Genomic DNA, 21319 nt, shown 5'->3' on the forward strand with positions numbered 1-21319 from the left:
GACTGTATTTTCACACGGCGATGCGGGTCACGATCGCCTCAATCCAATAGCTGAACGGACAATTGCCGGATTTCTGCCTGGAAACCACCGGATGCCATCAGGCGAATTTCCAAATCGCCAACCTTTCCATCCAGTGTAATTTCTCCAGCAATCACTTGCTCTACCAAGTCTGCCTGTGAACAGTTGCGAGCATAGATAATGTTGTGACCTGCGCCATAGCAGACATCAACTGTCATCGTTTCGGCTGCCTGTGCATCTGGTGCAAGAGTGAATTCGAACCTGTATTTTCCTTTTTCCAACTTCAAATAGGGTCCGTAAACCACATGAGTTGGGCCCGTTTGGTCTGGAACAGCGATGTGGAGCGCTTTTCCAATGATTGTTCCGAATTTCGATCCGATCCTCCGTTCGGAGCCGGATATGATGATCGGATCGGACTTTCGGACTGCATACCAGAAATGAGTATCGACACAGGCGCCACGCCACCCTGTTCTGAAAAGCAAATCTTCAAAGAAATCACTGTGGAATCCAAGCTCCATCCAACCGTTCCGACGCACGACAAACAGCGCCTCTCCATCAAGACGCACACCCCATGGCATCGGGAAATCTTTGTTAATCGGCTCCCCACCGAAATAAATTTTCCCACCCGGCTTTATAATTTTGTAAAGTGATAGTAAAAGTCTTTCGAATTCCCAGCAATGATGGAATGACTCAAAAAAGCATACTGCATCATATTTTTTGTCTGTTGTTTCTATCCACATGTAATCGGAATGAATAACTTCTATGTCGACCTTGTGCAATGCGGACCGGCGCCGCACCACTTCGCAGTAGGACTCTGCGATATCAAGTGCAGTAACCTGACAGCCAAGCATTGCCAGGGCTAGTGTGGTGTTGCCGAAGCCAACACCACACTCCAGGATGGTGTCTCCAGGCTTGGCATCCATCATTCCCAGAAATTTTCCAATCAATGAATAATGTTGTGCTGCAAGCTTGATACTTTTCGTAAAAAATGGAAAAGGACGAACAGTAAATTCATCTATATTAAATCCAGAGATTTCGCTCTCAACGGAATATGATGCTCTGGTTGATGCTTTTTTGTAAATTTCTAATATTCTTTCGGCATATTCCTCCGAAAATGGGTCAGATGGAAGGTCGTTCGGCGGAATAACCTTAACCTCAGAAAACCGTCTATAGGCTTCATCTTGAGATATTTTATACCCTTCATCGAAATGAACCATGAGATTATCAAGATCAGCAAGTGGAACGAGACGCATAAATTATCTCCAGAAATCCATATTTATTATGATATACATGTGTGTGCGAAGTGGGAAGCCCTGTTTTCTGGGGAGAGTGTGCTTCAGGCGTAAGAGCCGGATCAAATTTGATTTGCAAGGGTTGGGTGCGCGGCCTTCCGGAGGCATGGCGCCGGACAGGGGACGCGCGTTAGAAGAATGTGTCCGTAGCGCCATGTGTCGCAATCAATCTTCCGGAAACCAGTTCGGTGCCACTGTGGAGTATGGTGCGCGCTATGGTGCCGGTCACCGATCTCCGAAGGGGCCTTATGCCGGGCCTTCAACACGCGAAGGACAGGAATGCCATGAAAGCCATCATCGAGGGCATCCGGATCGCCGGCCTGCGCGCGGTGGTGCCGCCCCAACGCCATTCCTTCGTCGAGGATCCAGGCCCCTTCACGGTGGAGGAGGCGAAGAAGCTGGCCGCCACCATCGGCGTCCAGGAACGCCGGGTGCTGCCGCCGCCCTACTGCGCGTCCGACCTGTGCATGGCCGCGGCGGATGGGCTGATGAAGCAGTTGGACTGGGATCCGGCGACGGTGGAGGTGCTGGTCTTCGTCTCGCAGGATGCCGATTACGTGCTGCCGGCGACTGCCTGTATCATGCAGCATCGGCTGGGGCTGCCGACCAGTGCGGCGGCCTTCGATGTGCCGCTGGGCTGCTCGGGCTATGTCTATGGTCTGTGGATCGCGGCGAAGCTGCTGGGCGGATCCTCGGCCAAACGGGCGCTGGTTCTGTGCGGCGACAATCCGACCCGTCACCTGCATCCGGAGGACCGCGCCACCCTGCCGCTGTTCGGCGATGCCGGATCGGCCACCGCGCTGGAGGTCGACGCGGCGGCTCCGCCCATCCCGGTGGTGATCGGCACCGACGGTGCCGGGGCGCCGCACATCTTCGTCAAGGCCGGCGGCAAGCGCCATAGCCTGATCCCGCCGGTGGGTACCGCCGGCCGGATCGCCGGTGAGGAGGAGGCCGCCCAGCTGGAGCGCGACTCGCGTCTGACCCTGAACGGGGCGGAGGTGTTCTCCTTCACGCTGCGCGCCGTGCCGCCGCTGCTGCGCGAGGCGATGGAGCATGCCGGCACCGACGTCGAAGGCATCGGCCGTTTCGTCCTGCACCAGGCCAATGCCTTTATGCTGGAGCATCTGCGCAAGAAGATGAAGGCGCCGGCCGACCGCTTCGTCATCGACATGCAGGGCTTCGGCAACACCAGCTCCGCCTCCATCCCGCTGGCGATCTGTCACAGCATGGGGGCGCAACTGGCGACCGGCCCGGTGAAGACGCTGATGGCCGGCTTCGGGGTGGGCTGGTCCTGGGGGGCGATGGTGGCGGAACTGGGGCCGATGCCGGAGCCGCAGGTGGTGGATCTGCCCGACGGCTATCCGGTGTTGGCGGTGTGAGGATGCATGCGTGAGGCCATTGAAAGCGCCTCATGCATGCAGTCCGCAAAGGCGGTGGCATCCAACTGTCCGAAGACCATCTCGGATGGTTTCGTCCGGTTGTTGGCAGCCAAATGCGCGAATATTTCGGGCGTCCGGAGCAGTCGTCGCAGACGATCTTCCAACTCTACAAGAAAGCCTGAACGGACTTCCATGCGGTTTGACCACAACTCGGCAGTCCGATAAACGAATTCGGGCGGATCGGAGCCAAGCCGGGCGATCGACTCCAGACCCCCGATGACCAGCCCATTCTCGCCATCGCGCACGAAATCCTCGATGCCGAACGTATTGGCCACGACCGGAACCAACCCCGCCTGCAACGCCTCGGCCAGCCCGTTGCGGTAAATGATCGGGCACGGCATCAGGTACAGGTCGGCCTCGGCATAAAGCTGGGCCAGCGTGTCGGCGTCGACCGCCTCGGGATAGTGCCGGATCCGTGGATGGTTCGCGGCGGCTTCCGTCAACCCATCCGGTAAAGACGATGGCAGGTGTGAGCGCAGGATCAATTCGATGTCCGGAAACTCTTTGGACAGCGTCAGAAAAGCGCAAAGCGTCTCAATCCCCCCGCGCATGCGGAAAAACAGGTCAGACGGGAAGAAGCTGGATGTGAACAGCCATGTCTTTGCCCGTTCCGGTCGCGGTCGCTGCGACCTGCCTTGGGAACGATGCCAGGTATTTACATGGACAGACTTTCTTTCGATGATCCGACTGTCGAAGAAATCAGCAAGCCCGCCGAGCGTGCGTGGCTGATGCGTCAGAATCCTGAGACAGCGCTCCGATTCCAGATGGCGCTTCATGATCCAGTAAAGGCCATCGTCCGGGGTCACCGTCATGTCGTCGTGCGGCAGCATCGGCAGGAACAAACACGGCAAGGCATCGTGACAGAATACCCAGGGACGCTGCCCCAGGCTGGCCGGGTATGGGGAGAGGAAATCAAACGCCCAATCGCCGGCAGGCTCGGTCCAGGCATGAAGCCGTGACGCGGTGAAGCAGGCGGTCGTTGCGGGGTCGATGTGGGGGGACGATTCCAGCAGCATCGCCATATAGCTGGAAGCGCGCTCCAAAGCGGTGGGCAAGTGGCGCAACAGGCGCCATGGGTCGGCATCCGGCATTTCAAACGCGATGTTCGGAACGGTAGCGAAAAGACCGCGGATGGATGGATGGTCGAACCGGCCGCTGTTGAAGACGAGGTGCTGGGGAAACAGGACGGGCGCCCGTGCCGTAACCTTCGGAGGGGGAGCGGGTATCGGCAGATCGGCAAGTGAACGCGACAGTCTGGCCGTCCCGCCTGTGGTGAGCAGAGCCGCTTCCACCGCGGTGGCGACGTGGCGCGGTGCCAGTGGGGCCTCCAGAAGAGCGGCGATGGCCAAGGGTAGCGCCTCCCGATGGCGTCCCAGGCGGAGCAGGATCTGCGCCTGACGGAAGCGGTCCTCGGTGGTCGCCACTTCGGTTTCCAGAAGTCGAGCTCCGGCTTCCGCCGCTTCGTCGAAACGGCCGAGCCTTGCAAGACAAAGCCTTCGCATGCTCAGAAGAGGGGCCGCCTCCCGCATCGCGGCAGGTTCCCGCGGTTGCGCTCCTCGCATCGCTTGAAGACAATCTTCAAACAAGCCTGCGTCGACCAGCTTCTGCAGGCTTGCCAAGTCTCTGGAGAAATGATCGATGCTCATGCCGATTTCTTAATAATGACCGGCAGGATGCATTTCCACGACCGCTCCATTGTAAAGATAGGCACCTTTCTTGTTGCCCCACCAGACCACGCGCTTGCACCAGTCATTGAAATCCGCCCATGATTCCTTGGAGCGGCCGATATGAACGGTATTTGGCGTTCTGGAAAGTCTTTCTGATTCGCCCCGCAAAATGGCCTTGTACAACTCCATTACGTTCCATTCCAGATCGACGACGAGATCGCTGACGGCCGAAGGATCTTTGAGCAAACTCCTGTTCAGGCGGGCCGCGTCGCGAACCGCTGGCTTGAGGCAGGCCGATGCAGTGGCTTCTGTCGCTTCGAGGATGAGTTCCGTACATTCACGATAGAAATCGTCCACCTTCCCTTCCGCAGTCAAACGGATGAATACGTATTCATCGGCCGGCCAATAAATATTCAGCCATTCTTTGGAGTGAATATATTCTGGACCACCCTGCTGGATGACGGTCGCGCTTTCGATGAAGAAGTCATAGATCGACGATATGAGTGGAAAGCGGATTTTTTCAGCTCTGGTAAATGATTCCAAGAGAACCCTATAGCTGACCTTGCTTTGTTCATGGGCGACAATCAAGGGGATCTGGAAAAGCTTATCGAAATGGACAAGCGCAGTCATCCAGCAGAATGCACGGGTCCGTCTCCAGTCTGCCGCCGGCATTGTCGCCGTTTCGACAACCAACTGCTGCATCTCCGGCACATCATCGTCCAGACAGGGATCTTCGCCATGGATGTTGATGATTTGAGATTCAACCAAACGCATTCCGTGGCGATCCTGGTATTCCGGCGCTCCCATCTCCGCATTCGGTAGAATCGAAAGGTTGTTGAACTGGATGCGGTTATGCTGTCCGCTCTCCATCAACATGCTTACTCCTTCGACAAAACTGTCATAAGTCTCACCCGGCAATCCGAGGATCAGATCGGAGTAGGTTTCAATTCCGTCCCTGGTGAAGCGGCTTTGCAATTCCAGAAACGATTTCAGGGAAATATTATCTCTTTTAATGTTTTTCAGCGTTTCAGGATCAATGCTTTGCATTGAAATGGCAACGCCTTTGTTCAATCCAGCTTCTGCAATGATGGATTGTGCCAAATACGCCCGCTCGGTGGCATTCTTGGTGTTCTGGACCGAAAGGAATTGCGGGTACCCGGTTTCCTTCTTTTTGTCGGCAACATACCGGGCAAGATCGACATCACGCTTCAGGATCCCGAAATTGGCATCGCAGCAAAAGAGATACTCGATTTTCTTGTCCGAGAACCAGTCGACTTCGGCCGTCAGGCGGTCCAGGTCGAACTGGTTGACCTTCGCGGCTGTCGCCGACCCCCAGTCGCAGAAGGTGCATTGGAAGGGACAGCCGCGGTTCGTTTCCCAAAGCCCGATCCAGGATTCTTTGGGGTGCGTTGCCATCAGCCGGTCGAACACGCCGGTCAGGAACGGCGAGGGAATGCTGGACAGCTCGCGGATGCGTGGTTGCGGGGCGGTCCGTACATAGTGTCCGGCATCGTCGATGCAACTCGTTCCTTTGATGCCGGTGGGGTCCGTGTGGGGAAAAGACTCCAGGATGTCCAGAAACGTCTGTTCACCTTCATTGTGAACGGCGACATCGATGAAGGGATAGGTGCGCAGGAACGTCTCTGCATGGTCCGGTACTTGCGGCCCGCCGAATACGATCATGACATCCGGCCGTTTCAGTTTGACCTGCCGGGCAACCTCAAGGGAAATACGGGCGTTCCAGACATAGGTGCTGAAACCGATTACATCGGCGTTCAGAAGTGCCTCGCAGATCTGGCTGATTGGCATCCGCTTGTAGATCGGCGAAAGGAAATTATAACGGTTTGCGTCTTCTGCCCTGGATCGGACGAAGGACTCCAAAAGACCAACTGCATATGGCAGATAGTTCTGACCAGAAAAACTATTGTTTATCTGGACAAGTCCAACAATGACCTTGCCTTTTTTGCCATCAGCATTGGTTTTTTCGGTCACTGTCAGCATTTTCCTTGAGCCTCTTTCTATACATTCAAGCCGATACATTGCGGTATCGCTGATATTTTATTGAATTTTTGCTGCGTAATTCTGCCGCCACCAAAAAATCGTTCTCTTTATGCCTTCATCCAGGCTTATCCGCGGCACCCATCCATACAGTCTGCGGGCATAGCTGGAATCGAGAAGGACATTCGACTTGATGCTGGGCTTGCCGAGATCGTGCCTGATGTCGAGGGGGCGGCCGGATGCAAGGATGATGCGGCGTGCGACCTCCACCACCGGGATGCCCGTCCCGGCCCCGATGTGCAGAAGGTCGAAAGGCGTCGTCTGGCGGTCGACCGCCATTTCGACCAGATCGGCGAGATCGTCGACATACAGCAGGTCCCGCAGTTCCTCGCCCGATCCCCAGAGAGTGATGAAGCCTTCCGTTGCCGTCATGACCTTGGTCACCGTGGCGCCGAACATATGGCTTCGCTCGAGATCGAACTTGTCGTGGGGGCCATAGATGTTGCTGTGCCGAATCACGGTGTGCCTGGTGCGGCCTTGTCCCGCGAAGAACTCGCACATCTTTTCGATATACGCCTTCGTCCAGCCAATCCCGAAGTAGCGCTGATTGATCGGGATTGCAGGATTCCATGCGTTCTCGTCCTGCGGCTCTTCGGCATCGGACAGCATGTTGCTGCAGCTGAAAAAGACGAAATTCCCGACGCCTCGGTCGAAGGCTGCCCGCAGCAGAAGCGAGTTCATGATCGCATTGTCGGTCACATGGATATGCGGCCGCTGTATGGTGTCGCGCACGCCGGATGTTGCCGCCGCCGCCTGGATCACCACGTCGACCCCATCCAGCAGTTCGTTCACCGCACGGGCGTCGCGCAGGTCGACACGGTGCCAGGACACTCCGTCAAGAGGAACCGGTGGACGGGAGAAACAGGTAGCGATGAGATCGATGTCAGGACGTTGTCTGTAACGATCCACCAAATTCCGGCCGATGAATCCGGTTCCGCCGCAGATCAGAACTTTACGCCGTGCAGAATCGGATTGCGACATTGGTGTGTCTCTTTCGCCTTTTTGCTCCTGATCCGCTGCAGAATAATGGATCGCTGCCACGACAGTCCAGTGGGGTTACCGAATACGGTTCCTGGCGGCTGGAAAGGATTACCGGCTTCTGGTAGGTTGGGTTCAGAGCCGAAAGCCCATGATACCCCGCTCCGGATGCCTGGCCTCGCCTGATGATCGACCTCGACGCTCTTCTGATCAACGAGACCGCAGACATCGGCGCAGCCATGATGTGCATCGACAGGACCGCACTGCAGATTGCCCTGGTCACCGACGACCGGCGTCGGTTGCGGGGGACGGTGACGGATGGCGACATCCGGCGTGCTCTTTTGAACGGGATGACCATGTCCACCCCCGTTCGGGACATCATGTCGTCCGCCCCGCACAAGGCGCAGGCCGGAGTTCCCCCCAGCACCCTGCTGCGGCAGATGAGACGGCAGAAAATCCGGCAGATTCCGCTGGTCGATGCGGAAGACCGGGTGGTCGGGCTTTGTACGATCGACATGCTTCTGCAGTGGGACCGGAACACCAGCCCCGTGGTGCTGATGGCCGGAGGACTTGGAACCCGCCTGCATCCGCTGACAGCCACCACGCCCAAGCCCATGCTGGTCGTCGGAGGAAAGCCGTTACTGGAAACCATTATCGAGAGTTTCGTCAACCAGGGCTTCTACCGTTTCTACATCTCCCTGAATTATCGCGGAGACATGATCCGCGACTATTTCGCCGGCGGCACCGGCTGGGGGGCGGAAATCACCTATCTGGAGGAGGATCGTCGTCTTGGCACGGCCGGCGGTCTGGCCCTTCTGCCGGAACGGCCCCGGCAGCCCCTGCTGGTGATGAACGGCGACATCCTGACCTCCATCGACTTCCGCAAGCTGCTCGACTTTCACAGATCGTCCGGGGCCGCCGCCACCATGGCGTTGCGCGAGCACAAACAACAAATCCCGTATGGGGTTGCCGAGGTGGACGGTGGCTGCCTGCGGGAAATCCGCGAGAAGCCGGAGCAAAGCTTCCTGATCAATGCCGGCATCTACGTGCTTGAGCCGTCGGTGCTGGACCTGATTCCCCATTCGTCTCCGCTCGACATGCCGGACCTGTTCAGGGCCCTGATGTCCGCGGGCGAAAAGGTCGGTGCGTTCCGGATCGAGGAGTATTGGCTGGATATCGGCAGCCCATCCGACCTGCAGCGGGCCGAGAACGAATTTCCGGCAGTCTTCCGTTGAAGGCTCCGTGACGAATATGTGAGCTTCAGGAGCACTGGCTGCGGACATTCTGAGCCAGACAGGCCGCGAGCGGGAAACGATGAACGACAGCGTATCGGTAGAAATCAATCCGCTTGAAACCGACATTTTTCTCGAACGCACGATCATGCTGCGCGAAACCCAATTCTGGAGCCGCGCCGCATTGGCCGATCTTCAGCTTCGCAAGCTGAAACGCCTTGTCCGCCACGTCGAGCGCACAGTTCCCTTCTATCGTGACTTCATGCGGAAGGAAGGTTTTTCCTGGACCGACATCCATAATCTGGGCGATCTGAAGCGCTTCCCCCTGATCGACAAGCAGACCATCCAGGACGCTTATGAAGCCTTTCTGCCGGACGGGATCGATCGCACCGGTTTGATGTCCCGCACGACCGGCGGCAGCACCGGCACGCCCCTGACGGTGTTCGCCGACCTTGCCTTCCATGCGCGGGACAAGGCCAATACCGAGCATTACATGAACGTCTTCGGCCTGGACATCTTCCGCCACCGCTCCATCCGTCTCTATGGGGACGCCATTCCGGCGGAACTTACGGCGCGCGGACAGCACTGGAAGATGGTGGACGACCGCAAGCTCGTCATGTCGTGCTACGCGATCGCCCGGCATACGGCGCCGGCCTATGTCGAGGCCATCGGTTCCTTCGCCCCGACCTATATCCATACGCGACCGTCCGCGATCCTTCCCCTGGCCCGCTACATCCTGGAGGACGGGCTGCCCCTGGCCTGCCCGATCCGCTACGTGTTCTGTGATGGCGAATACGTCACCGCGGGACAGCGCCGGATCATCGAGCGCGCCTTCCAGGCCCGGCTCGTGAACATCTATGGCCATTCCGAAGGCTGTCTGGTCGGTCATCCATGCCCCTTTTCCGACAACCTCCATTTCCTGCCCCAGGTCGGCATCCTGGAATTTCTCGACACCGCAGGCCATCCGGTTTCCGGGGAAGGAGGCCGCGGCGAACTGGTGGCCACCGGCTTCAACAACGACGTCTTCCCGCTCATCCGCTACCGGACCCGCGATGTCGGCATCATGGGCGGCGAAGCCTGCCCATGCGGCCGGCATTATCCGATCCTGCGGGAAGTCGAAGGACGGATGCAGGACTATGTGGTCGACAGCCATGGCGGTCTGGTGCCGCTGGCGCCCGCGGTCTTCAACTACAACGACATGGACTGGCGAGGCATCCGCGAATTCCAGGTGGTGCAGGAGCGCCCCGGCGCATTGCATTTCCTGATCCAGCCGGAGCCAGACGGTTGGATGACGCAGAGCGACTCTGCGGAAACCTTGGACATGGTGGTCCGGCGGCTGTCGGCCATCCTTGGAGACGGTTTCACGATCACTGCCGGGTTGACGGACAGGATCGAGCGCACTGTCCTGGGCAAGCATCGTTACCTGCGCCAGTATCTCGATCTGAACGACCGGCTGGAGTGATTCCAATGCCCGAATGCGCCAGGACGGTGTGCGTCGTCACCGGAGGGCGGGCGGACTATGGTCTTCTGGTCCCTCTGCTGACGCGGATTGCGGCGGACCCGGCTTTGCGGCTGAAGATCGTCGCTTGCGGAACACATGTGTCCCCGGCTTTCGGAATGACGGTGCGGGAAATGGAGGCGGACGGGTTTCCGCCGGACGAGATCGTCGAGGCGCTCGTTTCCGCCGATACGCCGACCTCGGTCTGCAAGTCGATGGGCCTGTCGCTGATCGGCTTCGGCGACGCGTACCGGCGCCTGTCGCCCGATCTGGTTCTGGTCCTGGGCGACAGGTACGAGATCCTGGCCGCCGCCACGGCCGCCTTGATCTGCCGCATCCCTCTGGCGCACATCGCCGGCGGTCAACTGACCGCGGGAGCGGTGGATGATTCCATCCGGCATGCCATCACCAAAATGGCGGCCCTGCATTTCACCGCGGTCGAGGACTATGCCCGCCGCATTCTCCAGATGGGGGAAGAACCCGGTCATGTGCATGTGACGGGTGCCCTGGGGTTGGACAATGTCCGCACCACGCCGCTGCTGTCCCGCGACGAACTGGAGTGCGATCTCGGTTTTTCATTCGGCGATCCTGCCGTGCTGGCGACCTATCATCCGGAGACGCTGGACGAGGAGGACGGGGATGCCGGACTGACGGCGATGCTGGAGGCTCTGGACGCCCGCCCTGGTTTGCGGGTCCTGTTCACCTTGCCGAATGCCGATGCGGGAAGCTGGGCGTTGCGGCGGCGGATCGAGGAATTTGCCGGAGCGCGGAGCGGTCGCTGCCTTGCCGTGGCCTCGCTGGGGCGGCGGCGGTATCTGTCTGCGCTTGCCTGTGTCGATGCCGTGATCGGCAACTCGTCGAGCGGGCTGATCGAGGCTCCGAGCTTCGCCCTGCCCGTGGTGAACATCGGGGACCGGCAGGCCGGGCGCATCCGTGCGGCCAACATCCTCGATTGCCTGCCCGACGGCAGAGCTGTGGCCGATGCCCTCGACCGTGCGCTGTCCGTTGAGTTCCGCCGGTCGCTTCACGGCCTGCGCAATCCGTTGGGTGACGGGCATGCGGCAGAGCGCATCACCGATATCCTGAAGACGGCACCCCTGGAAGGGCTGATCCGCAAGAGGTTCAACGACATGGCATTTCCCTTCCCTTCCCCCTGCCCGTCCCGGAGCGAGCCATGACCGCGTCCTTTCCACTGACAGGCGATGGCGGCGTCTTCGTGATCGCCGAGGCCGGCGTCAACCACGACGGCGACGTGGCCAAGGCCGAACGGCTGATCGAGGCCGCAGCACAGGCGAAGGCCGATGCCGTCAAGTTCCAGACATGGAAGCCAGGCGAGATCACCGGACGGTTCGCCTACAAGGTCTCCTATATGGACGACACCACGGCGATGGATGAATCCCGGTATGAGTTGTCCCGCCGGCTATGTCTGCCCTATGACGCTTTCCGTCATTTGCAGGACCATGCACGGCGCACCGGTATCCTGTTCCTGTCGACGCCGGACGGGTTCGACAGCTTGGATTTCCTGGTCGACGAGCTGAAGCTTCCCTGCATCAAGATCGGCTCCACCGAGCTGACCCATCCCCAGTTCCTGGAGGCGGCAGGCCGCAAGGGGCTCCCCGTGATTCTGTCCACCGGCATCGGATCGCTGGGAGAGGTCGAGGAGGCGGTAGCCGCAGTGCGCCGCGGCGGTTCCGCGCCGCTGGCCCTGCTGCACTGCACATCGCAATATCCGGCCCCGGACGATGAGATCAATCTGCGGGCGATGACGACACTCCGTGCCGCCTTTGGCCTGCCCGTCGGCCTCTCCGACCATTCCACCGGCCTGGAGGCCGGCATCGCCGCGACGGCTATGGGCGCCTGTATCGTCGAGAAGCATTTCACCCTGGACCGTTCCCTGCCCGGTCCCGACCATCGCGCCTCGCTCGATCCCGAAGGGCTGGCCGACTATGTCCGGGCGATCCGCCGTACCGCCTGCCTGCTCGGCGATGGACAAAAGAGGCCGACCGCGTCGGAACTCCGCAATGCCTCCGGTATCCGGCGCAGCGTCGTGGCTGCGCGCGACCTGCCGGCCGGAACGGCGCTCGAGCCTGCCGACCTGATCTGCAAGCGGCCGGCCGACGGTGTGCCGCCGGCCCATCTTCCCCTGCTCGTCGGGCGGCTGACCAAGCGTACGCTGGAGGCCGATGAGCCGATCCGCTGGATCGATGTCCAATGACCGGAACCTGGCGCGTTCTCGTTCCCGGAGCAGAATGGGACGAGGTTCTGGCCTGCTTTGCCGGACATGGGCTGGACGATATTTATTTCGATCACCGCTACCTCTCGCTGTACGCCCATGGAGGCGCCAGAGCCGAGGCCCTGGTCTATGCCGGCAGCGATGATCTGTTCTTCTTTCCGTTCCTGCGCAGTCCCATCGATGGAACGGACTGGTACGATTTCGAAACGGCTTATGGGTACGGCGGACCTCTGGCGACGACGGAGCGGCCGGATTTCCTGGCCGACGCCTGGGCGGCATTCGGAAGCGCCGCCGCTGAATTGCGGATGATCGCGGGACTGGTGCGCTTTCACCCGCTGCTGCGAACCGAGCGTTTCGCCGCTCATGGTCCGCTGGACATCCTGCCCGAGCGCAGGACCGTCCTGATCCGGCTCGACCGCTCCGCCGAGACGGTCTGGCACGATTATGCCGACGACAATCGGCGCAAGATCCGCAAGGCCGAGAAGCTGGGGCTGAGGATCGAGGAGGAAGCCGGGCTGGCGGCCCTGTCCCGCTTCTCCACCCTGTACCGGGCCAGAATGGACGAATTGCAGGCCGAGGCGGGCTATCTGTTCGCAGAAGAGTATTTCGCAGGAATCGCCGCTCTGGGGGAGGGGCGGCACATGGTCTGCCGCGCCGTTCTGGATGGGGAAACCGTCGGCGGGGCGCTGCTGCTCCTGGGACGCCAGTTTGCCCATTATCATTTGTCGGCCAGCCGCAGCGACCGCTTTTCCCTGGCCCCCAACAATGCGCTGCGCCATGCCGCTATCCTGGCTCACCTGGGAGGCGGGCGGCGGATCATGCATTTCGGGGGCGGGTTGTCGGGCGATCCGGCCGATACGTTGCTGGCCTTCAAGCGCAAGTTTTCCCGGGAGACGGCGGAGTTCTCCATCGGCCGTTGTGTATTGGACCGGAAACCCTATGATGATCTCCGCGCCGCATGGGCGCATGCGCATCCGGACCGGCTTCCACGCTATGGAGGTTATGTCCTGTGTTACCGCTTCTGATCTTGCCGATTGCGAGGGCTTGAGGCTTCCATGTGGGACGCTGGGTGGGACGAGATCTTTCGCCGGAACGAAGGTGGCCTGTATCCGCCGGAGGAGCTTGTCCGGACAATGGCCCGTTGGTATGGCGGAGAGCCCGGCCATCCTGGAGTGAAGGTGCTGGAGATCGGCTGCGGTTCCGGCGCCAATCTGCTGTATCTTGCCAGGCAGGGCTATGAGGCCATCGGAATCGACGGCAGCGGCGTGGCCCTGGACATCGCCTCCCGCCGTCTGGCTGCGGAAGGGCTGGCGGCGACGCTTCACCACGGCGATGTCGGCGCCCTGTCCTTTCCCGATGCGGGGATCGACTGCGTCATCGATATCGAGTGTCTCTACGCCAACAGCTTTGCGGATTCCACGCGGATCGTCTCGGAGATCCATCGGGTCCTGCGCCCTGGCGGGCGTTTCTTTTCCAAGCATTTCATGGTGGGGCTGTCGGCGGAAAGCGAGGCACGGCTCGACGGCGAAGCCAACACTCTGGTCGGCGTCACCGGCGGCGTTCTGCGCCAGGGCTACGGTATCGCCCGCCTACTGTCCGAGGAGGAAATTCCGCTTCTCTATGGCCGGTTCGACGAGATCGAATATGACTGGGTCATCCGCACGGATCGCAATCGCCGCCTGACCGTGAAGGAGTGGCTGATCCAATGCCGCAAATAGCCTCTCCGTTTTCCAGTCGTCTGTGCGTCATCTGCGCGCGCGGCGGCAGCAAGGGAGTACCGGGCAAGAATATCCGCCCGCTGGCCGGCCGGCCGCTGATCGCCCACACCATCGGGCAGGCGCTGTCCAGCGGCTGCTTCGACAGTGTCGCCGTCAGTTCCGACAGCGATGCGATCCTGGACATTGCCCGTTCGCTGGGGGTCCACCACGCGGTCCGGCGGCCCGCAGAGTTCGCAACCGACGCTGCCCCCAAATTGCCGGCCATCCGCCATTGCGTGCAAGCGGTCGAACAGGCCACCGGCGCCGTCTTCGGCGTGATCTCCGATTTGGCCGTCACATCCCCGTTGAGAGCGGTGGAGGACATCTGCGAAGCGGTGAGGCTGCTGGAAGAAAGCGGGGCCGGCAACGTCGTTTCCGTCGGCCCGGCCCATGCCAATCCTTATTACCAGATCGTCGAGCTGGATGCCGACGGACATCCAACCCGCAGCAAGCCGCCACCTCGGCCCATCTTCCGCCGCCAGGATGCTCCTGCCTGCTTCGAACTGAACGGCGCGGTGCTGGTCTGGCGCCGGGCGTCACTGTTCCGGGAGGTCAACGGGACGCTTCATCCAGACACACGGGCCTACGTCATGCCAGCAGAGCGCAGCCTCGATATCGACAGCGAACTGAATTTCCTCTTCGCCGAATTCCTGATGAGCCGCTGAGGCCGCGGAAGAGCTATGCCGGCTCAGGATCCCGGTGCCGCCACCCCACTCGGGAGGCAGACGATCCGGGCGAACAATTCCTCGGCAATTGGCAGATCGTCACGTGGGCAGTCGGCATACATCGGCAGAAGGTGCAGCGGATCCCAGGCCGGCCGGGTCAACAGGCCAGCCCGGTGGGTTGCCGCGAGAACGGCATCGCGCGCATCCTGATCGGGAACCAGCACGGCATTCAGCCAGTAGATCGACCTGCATCCTGCCGGCTCCGTGACCAGCCGCACGCCGGGCAAATCGTCCAACGATTCCGCATAACTTTCCGTCAACCGGCGCTTGGCGGCGATAAAACCGTCGAGCTGCTCCATCTGTGCGCAGCCCAGGGCGGCGTTCAGGTTCGGCAGCCGGTAATTGAAGCCGGTCAGATCATGGCGATAGCGCCATGGATGCGGGAGCTTCGCCGTCGTGGTCAGATGGCGGGCAGCCCGCGCCAACTCGGCATCGTGGGTCACCACGGCACCGCCGCCGCCGCATGTCACGATCTTGTTGCCGTTGAAGCTGACGATTCCCACATGCCCGAGCCCGCCAACGGGGGAGCCCCGATAGAGACTGCCCATCGCTTCCGCGGCATCTTCCACCACGGTCAGCCGCCAGCGGGATGCGACCTCCATCAACCGGTCCATGGAAACCGGATGGCCGAAGACGTGCATCGGCACCACCGCGCGAATCCTGCGGGACGTCAGCCGGTTCACGCATCCATCCGGCCCGACGCTGGCGATTCTCCGCAGATAATCCTCCAGCCTGTCGGGATCGATGCCCAGCGTATCGAGTGCGCTGTCGACCAGATGGGGCGTCGCGTTGCAGTATCGGACGGCGTTGGCCGTGGCGACGAAGGTCAGCGCCGGGACCAGAACCTCGTCGCCAGTTTCCACGCCGGCAAGCAGGAGCGCCACATGCAGTGCCGCAGTGCCGTTGACCGTGGCCACGGCATGGGAGGCACCGAGACGTTCGGCGATCATTCCCTCGAAGCGGTCGACGTAGCTGCCAACCGACGAAACCCAGCCGCTTTCCAGGCAGTCCCGAACATACTCCCACTCCCGGCCGGAAAATCTCGGCTCATGCAGTGGCAGTGGGCGTGCGGTGGTCAAGGGATGCTGCACGCGCCGGACGAATTCCGCCACATCGAAGCCGCTGCATTCCGGGACTCGGCTCATATCTGATATCCGTTTCGGTAGAAGGCGCGATTGGCAGGGTCGGAGAACCAGTCGATTGTGCGTTCCAGCCCGCGTCGGAATCCGTCCCGGCCGCCATGGACGGGAGACCATCCCAGAAGCCGGGACGCCTTGGCCGTGTCGGCAAAGAGACGCTCCACCTCACTGGCCGCCGGCCGCAGCCGCGCCGCTTCGGTGCCGACCGCCATGTCCCGCCCCATGATCCCGGCGATCAGGGATGCCGTTTCCCCGATTGAGATTTCAAACCCGCTGCCGAGATTGATCGTCTCCCCCAAGGCGGCGTCTCCGGCACAGGCCGCGGCGATGAATCCCGCCGCGGTATCGGTGACGAACGAGAAGTCGCGGGTTGGATGCAGCGAGCCCAGTTGGATGGCGCCACCGGCCTCCAGTAGTTGGGTGATGATGGCGGGTATCACCGCACGGGCGGACTGTCGCGGGCCGTAGGTATTAAATGGCCGAATCACCACAACCGGCAGGCCGAACGACCGGTGATAGGAAAGGGCGAACTGGTCGGCGGCGATCTTCGACGCTGCATAAGGGGATTGGGCGTTCAGCGGATGGCTCTCGTCGATCGGTACCCGCTGGGCCGTTCCGTAGACCTCGCTGGTCGATGTATGGACGAAACGCTCTACGCCGGCGTCCCTGGCGGCATCGAGAATTGCAAGCGTTCCCTGAACGTTGGTGTCGAGATAGCTGCCTGGCGCCTGATAGGAGAAGGGGATGGCGATCAGCGAGGCCAGATGGAGGACCGTTCGGCACCCCGCGACCGTGTTGCGCATGAAGCCATGGTCGCGCACATCGCCGGGCACCACTTCGATCGACCGGCGGGTCCTTTCGTCCACATGATCGAGCCAACCCTGGCGGCCGAGCGAATTGTACTGTACCAGCGCCCGCACATCGGCGCCGGCAGAAACCAGCGCCTCGACCAGATGCGACCCGATGAAGCCATCGGCTCCGGTCACAAGAATTTTGCCTTTGCCGATGTCGGGCATGCGATGGGTTCCTGAGAACAATGAGCAACGAAGGCCTGGACACGCGGGAGCTTCGGGGAAGGTGGCCACCGCGCACAGCATCGCCCGGATTGGTCTAAGCGCCTGAAAACCGGCAGTCAATCACGGCTTGGCCACCGTAAAATTTCATCGCAGGATTGCCAGGTCGTCGCGGGAAACAGGATAGGCGCAATAGACATTCCTTGCACCCAGGGCTGCTAGATCGGCATCGATTTCCTGCCAGTATTGGCTGGCGATGATGATATTTGCCTCGCTTCCCGTCTGCTGCAGCGCATCCTGTGCCGACATCACCGGGTGGCCGGCAATGGGTTCCCGCTTTTCCCGATCCATGAAACCGGCGATCCGGAAGCCTCCCGCGGCGGCTAGACGGCCGAGCATGGCCCTGCCGCCCTCGCCGGCGCCGTAGATCCATACCGGCCAGTCACGGGGGATCTGGTCCAACCGGCAGCGGGGGAAGCCGCCACGCCGGCGCAGTGCCAGCCCCACCAGGGCCGCCTCCCTTCCGGTCTTCTTCCCGGTCGGAAGCAGGCGCAGTTCGACTCCCTTCACGGCGAGGAAGGGCGGAACCTCGATGCGCCGCATCAAGCGCCGCGATGGCAGCCGGCATTCCGAGCGGGAAGACTCCTGGAATGGTCCGCTGTCGACGATCATCCCGTCATGGACCAGTTCCAGCATGAAGGAACCGTCGCCGCCGACATGCGCCTCCACGTCATAGACGCCGGTCGCCAGCGGACCGGTCGCCGCGGTCGCCCAAATCGTGCCGCTTCCCTCCATCGTCGCCATCAGGAGAGTGGCCTCTTCGCAGGTCGCAGCGGGTACCGGTGGCGGAACCAGCGCGAACAGACGCCCATCCATGGCCCCTTGTCGTGGATCGGGCAGGACGCCGTATTCCATCGATGCCGGGAACGACCGGCCGTATGTGCGGTAGAAAATGCGCTCGAACGCCGGTCCATACCGTTCCGGGTTGGCATAGTCGGACTGTCCCAGATCATGCTGATGGGCGCAGGCCGTCACTTCGCAGGAGAAGGCGAAGCGGGTGCGTTCGGCGAAAAGCAGCCACAGGTACAGATCCTCGGCCACCTCCAGCCCCGGATCCATCAGCACCTCGTCCGACAGCAGGGCGGTGCTGGCGATGAAGGTCATCAGCGCACAGACGAAGGAGCGCTGGTTGAGCTGGCTGGGTGGATGGAAGTGGAATTGCTGGATCCGGCGCCGCTGTGTCCGTACCAGGGAACTGCCATCGACGATGGTGTCGTTCGCAAAAGGGGCAGGTGCCGCCTCGACGCAGGCCGAGTAGCAAAGGAGTGGAGGTGCCTCGGGAAAAGCCTTGGCATGACTGCGCAGCGAGGAAACCAGCGAGCGGTAGTGGTTCGGAAACAGTTCGTCGTCATCGTCCAGCAGCGCGAATAGCTCCACGCCCAGGCGGCGAACGGCCCGCAGGCCTGCCCAGAGGCTGGCCGATCGGCCGCCGCCCGGCAGTTCGACGATGGACACCGCCAAATCCGCGTAATCTGCCAGCACTCCATCCAACCACGGCGCCCGCGCCCACGCCACCAGCACCACCCGCAATCCGGGGTAACGCTGTCCCCGCAGGCTGTCCAGCGCGCGGCGCAGCATGGCTTCCGACCGGTCGCCGGCGCGGACGATGCAGGCCAGGCTCGGCAAGGGGGGCGCACCTGGAGCCGCGGCGTAGCCCTTGCCCGCCAGCACCTTCTCGTGCAGGGCCAGGACGTTGGGAAGCAGCCGCTCGAGCGACAGATCAGCCGTGAAGCGTCCGTGCGCCGCCCGCGCCATTGCCTGGGCCTCTTCGGGATGTGCGGCGATCCAGGCCATGTGACGGTCGATCTGCCAGAGTTGGACATCCGGCGGAGCGGTCGGATCGACGTAGAGGACATCGCCGCCGAACCACCGGCGGACGAAGGGATTGTCGCCGCAGATCGCCGGAACTCCGGCAGCGGCGATCTCGAAGATGCGGTTGGTCGGAAGCCCGTCCGCGATGAAATCCGGCAGATCGAGGCACAGGCCGACCCCCGCCGCCCGATAGGCGTCCAGCACGGACAGGCCGTCGAACGGAACGGAGCCGCCATAGGCGGCGGGATCGATGCCTTTCCAGGACTCCGCAGGCCCGAAGAAGCGGGCATAGGGACGCCGGGACAGGCGTTCGAACAGGGCGCCGTGGCGGTTGCCGTCCCAATTGGTGCCGAAATATGCCAATCGCGGCACGGTCGTCCATGAAGGAGCGAAAGCGGTGGACGGCACGGTGTTGGCGTAGAAGCCGACGGGGGCAGCCTGTTTGCGGGCGCCGAAGCTCAGATCCTCCAACCAGACGCGCACCGCATCGGACACCGTCAGGTAGGCATCGTAACTCAGCACATTGCGCAGGAAACGCGGTGTTTGGTAGTAGCGTCGCGGCGCGGTCAGCACGCCGTAGGTGGGGAACGGTGTCAGCTTGGCGTCCTGGTGCGACAGGGACAGGACGAAATCCGGCCGGTAGTCGAGAATGGAGTCGCTTTCGGCGAACTCCTTCGCCTCCAACCCCAGTTTTGCGGCGGCCAGGAGAATGCGCTGCGCCGTTTCGTTCTCCGCCATTCCGCGGTACGGGTGCAGAACCGCAAATCGCTGTGGCATCGTCTGTTCCCTGTCGATTCGTCAGACGCCGTCCGGTCGGGCGAGGGCAATGAACCGTCCGATCACCTCTTCAGGCTCGCCCATCGGCCGGAAGTACGACAAATCGAATGGGCCATGCCGGCGCGCCACGGCATGCTCAAGAATTCCTGTCAGCATGGTCTTGTCGTAAAGGTAGGGAGATGTGCGGTAGTAATGGGTCAGAAGCCAGATGAGAATGGCATCCTTCTGGATGTCCCATGGGCGATGCGCCACCTCGGTCAGGGTTTCGAGGGTCGTCGTATCGGCAATTCCCGTCGTCTGGTTGTTGCCGACCGTCGCTATCTTCTTTCGCCATAAAAGAGATTGCAGACCGGTGTTGCTTACCAGATTGATGATTCCATCGGCAATTCCCAGCATGAAATGGGTCGAGGAGCGTATGCCCGCCTCTTCCGGGAGAATCACCGCGTTTGGATGGTTGAGCATGAAATAGCGGCCCCTTTCCTCGGTGAGGTAAGGGGCTGCCGGATGCTGGGTCAGAATCACTCCGACCCGCGGCCCCACGGTGTCGAGCACCCAGCTGACATAGTCGAACTGGTCGCGGAACGGCAGGCCGGCATCCATGGGAATCGCCCCTACACCCTGCAAAGGCAGGACCCACAGGCTGTCGAACCGTCTGCGCAACTCCGCTTCGCGATGGGCGAACGGCGAGCGGGGGATGAGAATCTCGTCCAGATAGCGGCGGCGGATGCGCGCGGCCATCGCGCCGATGGCGTCGTCGGTCTCAAGGCTGCACAGGGCCGCCGACGTCTGGCGCAGCAGGCTGTGACGCTGCGTGCCCAACGGGTCGAAGAAGAAGGTGGGAGGAAACGGGGGACGCGATACCATTCCGCTTTCATGGGTGAGAACGGCGGCATCGGGATAGGCTTCCCGAAGGAAGGGAGCTGCGGAAAAGGTGACCACCACCTCCGGTTCGAAATCCCCGGCCGCTTCACGGATCAGAGCGGCCATGCCGGCCCCGGTTTGCTCGTCGGCTGTCTTTTCGTACCAGACGGCACCGGCATGCATGGCGTCCGGTCCGGTCAGATCCCGCAACGCGCCGCGGGAAACCGCCCGGACCAGCCCGTCCGGCAATTCGATCTCCCTGTCGGGCCGGTGCGGCAACCGCAATTGGTACGGAGCCTGGGTGCGCTTGCGCAGATGTTCGCTGGTGACGATGCGGAACCGTTCGGGCCAGCTGCGCGGTTCCGGCTCCAGCGTTGCCATCAGGTCGGCGGCAAAGAGAATCCATGACAGGCGCAGGTCGGGAGAGCCGCGGACGATCAGTGGCTCGACGAAAAACAGAATCTTCATGGACCGGCCTTGCCCGAAGCAATTCACGGGATTTCAATCATACCGAGGCATTCCAGGGGAAAAGATGCGAAAAAACAGTTAATTGCCAGAAGCCTGAAGGACATGCGCGCTTCGTCGGCCCGATATCCCAGGAACACCAATCGAGGCGCAAGGCCGTTCCGCCGACGCGGAAGCCGTGGCCATGCGGACCCCCTGGGCACCTCTTCGTATCTCCGGGAGCCTGGAATATCGCCCGATGGAGGAACCGCGCTTGCCGTGGCGGGGAGCCCACGGTCCGCTTTATGCGCAACTC

General features: G+C 61.4%; 16 protein-coding genes. 8 read left to right on the plus strand and 8 right to left on the minus strand.

The genetic code is table 11. From position 1 onward, the window contains the following. Positions 1-38: 38 nt before the first annotated feature. Complete coding sequence (locus tag ABMY26_RS35630) at positions 39-1271, minus strand: class I SAM-dependent methyltransferase (RefSeq protein WP_372400667.1); 1233 nt, start codon at positions 1269-1271, stop codon at positions 39-41. 323 nt (positions 1272-1594) lie between these two features. On the opposite strand from ABMY26_RS35630, the gene ABMY26_RS35635 reads away from it, so the two are divergent. Further along, complete coding sequence (locus ABMY26_RS35635) at positions 1595-2689, plus strand: 3-oxoacyl-ACP synthase III family protein (RefSeq protein WP_372400668.1); 1095 nt, start codon at positions 1595-1597, stop codon at positions 2687-2689. Here ABMY26_RS35635 and ABMY26_RS35640 read toward each other — a convergent pair. The 3 genes from ABMY26_RS35640 to ABMY26_RS35650 are packed head-to-tail and all read right to left on the minus strand — an operon-like array spanning position 2668 to position 7455. Then, a complete protein-coding gene (locus ABMY26_RS35640; RefSeq protein ID WP_372400669.1) occupies positions 2668-4395 on the minus strand; it encodes a glycosyltransferase in 1728 nt (575 codons plus the stop codon). The two genes, ABMY26_RS35635 and ABMY26_RS35640, sit on opposite strands and share 22 nt — an antisense overlap. 9 nt (positions 4396-4404) lie before the next feature. Then, positions 4405-6417 carry a radical SAM protein gene (locus ABMY26_RS35645; RefSeq protein WP_372400670.1) on the minus strand — a complete coding sequence of 671 codons (2013 nt, stop codon included), beginning with the start codon at positions 6415-6417 and terminating at the stop codon, positions 4405-4407. Positions 6418-6474: 57 nt separating this feature from the next. Then, a complete protein-coding gene (locus ABMY26_RS35650; RefSeq protein WP_372400671.1) occupies positions 6475-7455 on the minus strand; it encodes an NAD-dependent epimerase/dehydratase family protein in 981 nt (326 codons plus the stop codon). A gap of 182 nt (positions 7456-7637) precedes the next feature. Between ABMY26_RS35650 and ABMY26_RS35655 the strand changes: the two genes are divergently transcribed. The 7 genes from ABMY26_RS35655 to ABMY26_RS35685 all read left to right on the plus strand — a co-directional run bounded on the left by ABMY26_RS35655 (position 7638) and on the right by ABMY26_RS35685 (position 14837). Next, complete coding sequence (locus tag ABMY26_RS35655; RefSeq protein WP_372400672.1) at positions 7638-8687, plus strand: nucleotidyltransferase family protein; 1050 nt, start codon at positions 7638-7640, stop codon at positions 8685-8687. Between the two features lie 79 nt (positions 8688-8766). Further along, a complete protein-coding gene (locus tag ABMY26_RS35660) occupies positions 8767-10146 on the plus strand; it encodes a phenylacetate--CoA ligase family protein (protein WP_372400673.1) in 1380 nt (459 codons plus the stop codon). Between the two features lie 5 nt (positions 10147-10151). After that, the gene (gene neuC / locus ABMY26_RS35665) at positions 10152-11360 is read left to right on the plus strand and encodes a UDP-N-acetylglucosamine 2-epimerase (RefSeq protein ID WP_372400674.1); all 1209 of its coding nucleotides are present in this window, start codon (positions 10152-10154) and stop codon (positions 11358-11360) included. Next, positions 11357-12397, plus strand: coding sequence for an N-acetylneuraminate synthase family protein (locus tag ABMY26_RS35670; RefSeq protein ID WP_372400675.1), 1041 nt, complete (start codon positions 11357-11359; stop codon positions 12395-12397). The genes neuC and ABMY26_RS35670 overlap by 4 nt, the downstream gene beginning before the upstream one ends. Further along, on the plus strand, positions 12394-13440 hold the full coding sequence (locus ABMY26_RS35675; protein WP_372400676.1) for a GNAT family N-acetyltransferase: 1047 nt from the start codon (positions 12394-12396) through the stop codon (positions 13438-13440). The genes ABMY26_RS35670 and ABMY26_RS35675 overlap by 4 nt, the downstream gene beginning before the upstream one ends. A gap of 108 nt (positions 13441-13548) precedes the next feature. Beyond that, entirely contained in the window at positions 13549-14133 is a 585-nt protein-coding gene (locus ABMY26_RS35680; RefSeq protein WP_372400677.1) for a class I SAM-dependent methyltransferase, read from the plus strand. Further along, a complete protein-coding gene (locus ABMY26_RS35685; protein ID WP_372400678.1) occupies positions 14121-14837 on the plus strand; it encodes a cytidylyltransferase domain-containing protein in 717 nt (238 codons plus the stop codon). The genes ABMY26_RS35680 and ABMY26_RS35685 overlap by 13 nt, the downstream gene beginning before the upstream one ends. Positions 14838-14860: 23 nt before the next feature. Here ABMY26_RS35685 and ABMY26_RS35690 read toward each other — a convergent pair whose 3' ends face one another. From ABMY26_RS35690 to ABMY26_RS35705, 4 genes are all read right to left on the minus strand, one after another. Continuing rightward, complete coding sequence (locus ABMY26_RS35690; RefSeq protein ID WP_372400679.1) at positions 14861-16042, minus strand: LegC family aminotransferase; 1182 nt, start codon at positions 16040-16042, stop codon at positions 14861-14863. Further along, on the minus strand, positions 16039-17052 hold the full coding sequence (locus ABMY26_RS35695; protein ID WP_372400680.1) for an SDR family NAD(P)-dependent oxidoreductase: 1014 nt from the start codon (positions 17050-17052) through the stop codon (positions 16039-16041). Before ABMY26_RS35695 ends, ABMY26_RS35690 begins: the two co-directional genes overlap by 4 nt. A gap of 144 nt (positions 17053-17196) precedes the next feature. Further along, positions 17197-19698, minus strand: a complete 2502-nt coding sequence (locus ABMY26_RS35700; RefSeq protein WP_372400681.1) for a glycosyltransferase — start codon at positions 19696-19698, stop codon at positions 17197-17199. Positions 19699-19719: 21 nt separating this feature from the next. Next, positions 19720-21027: a hypothetical protein gene (locus ABMY26_RS35705; RefSeq protein ID WP_372400682.1), complete on the minus strand. Its 1308-nt coding sequence runs from the start codon at positions 21025-21027 to the stop codon at positions 19720-19722. Positions 21028-21319: the final 292 nt, after the last annotated feature.

The sequence above is a fragment of the Azospirillum sp. HJ39 genome (assembly GCF_041507355.1).
GTDB lineage: Bacteria > Pseudomonadota > Alphaproteobacteria > Azospirillales > Azospirillaceae > Azospirillum > Azospirillum thiophilum.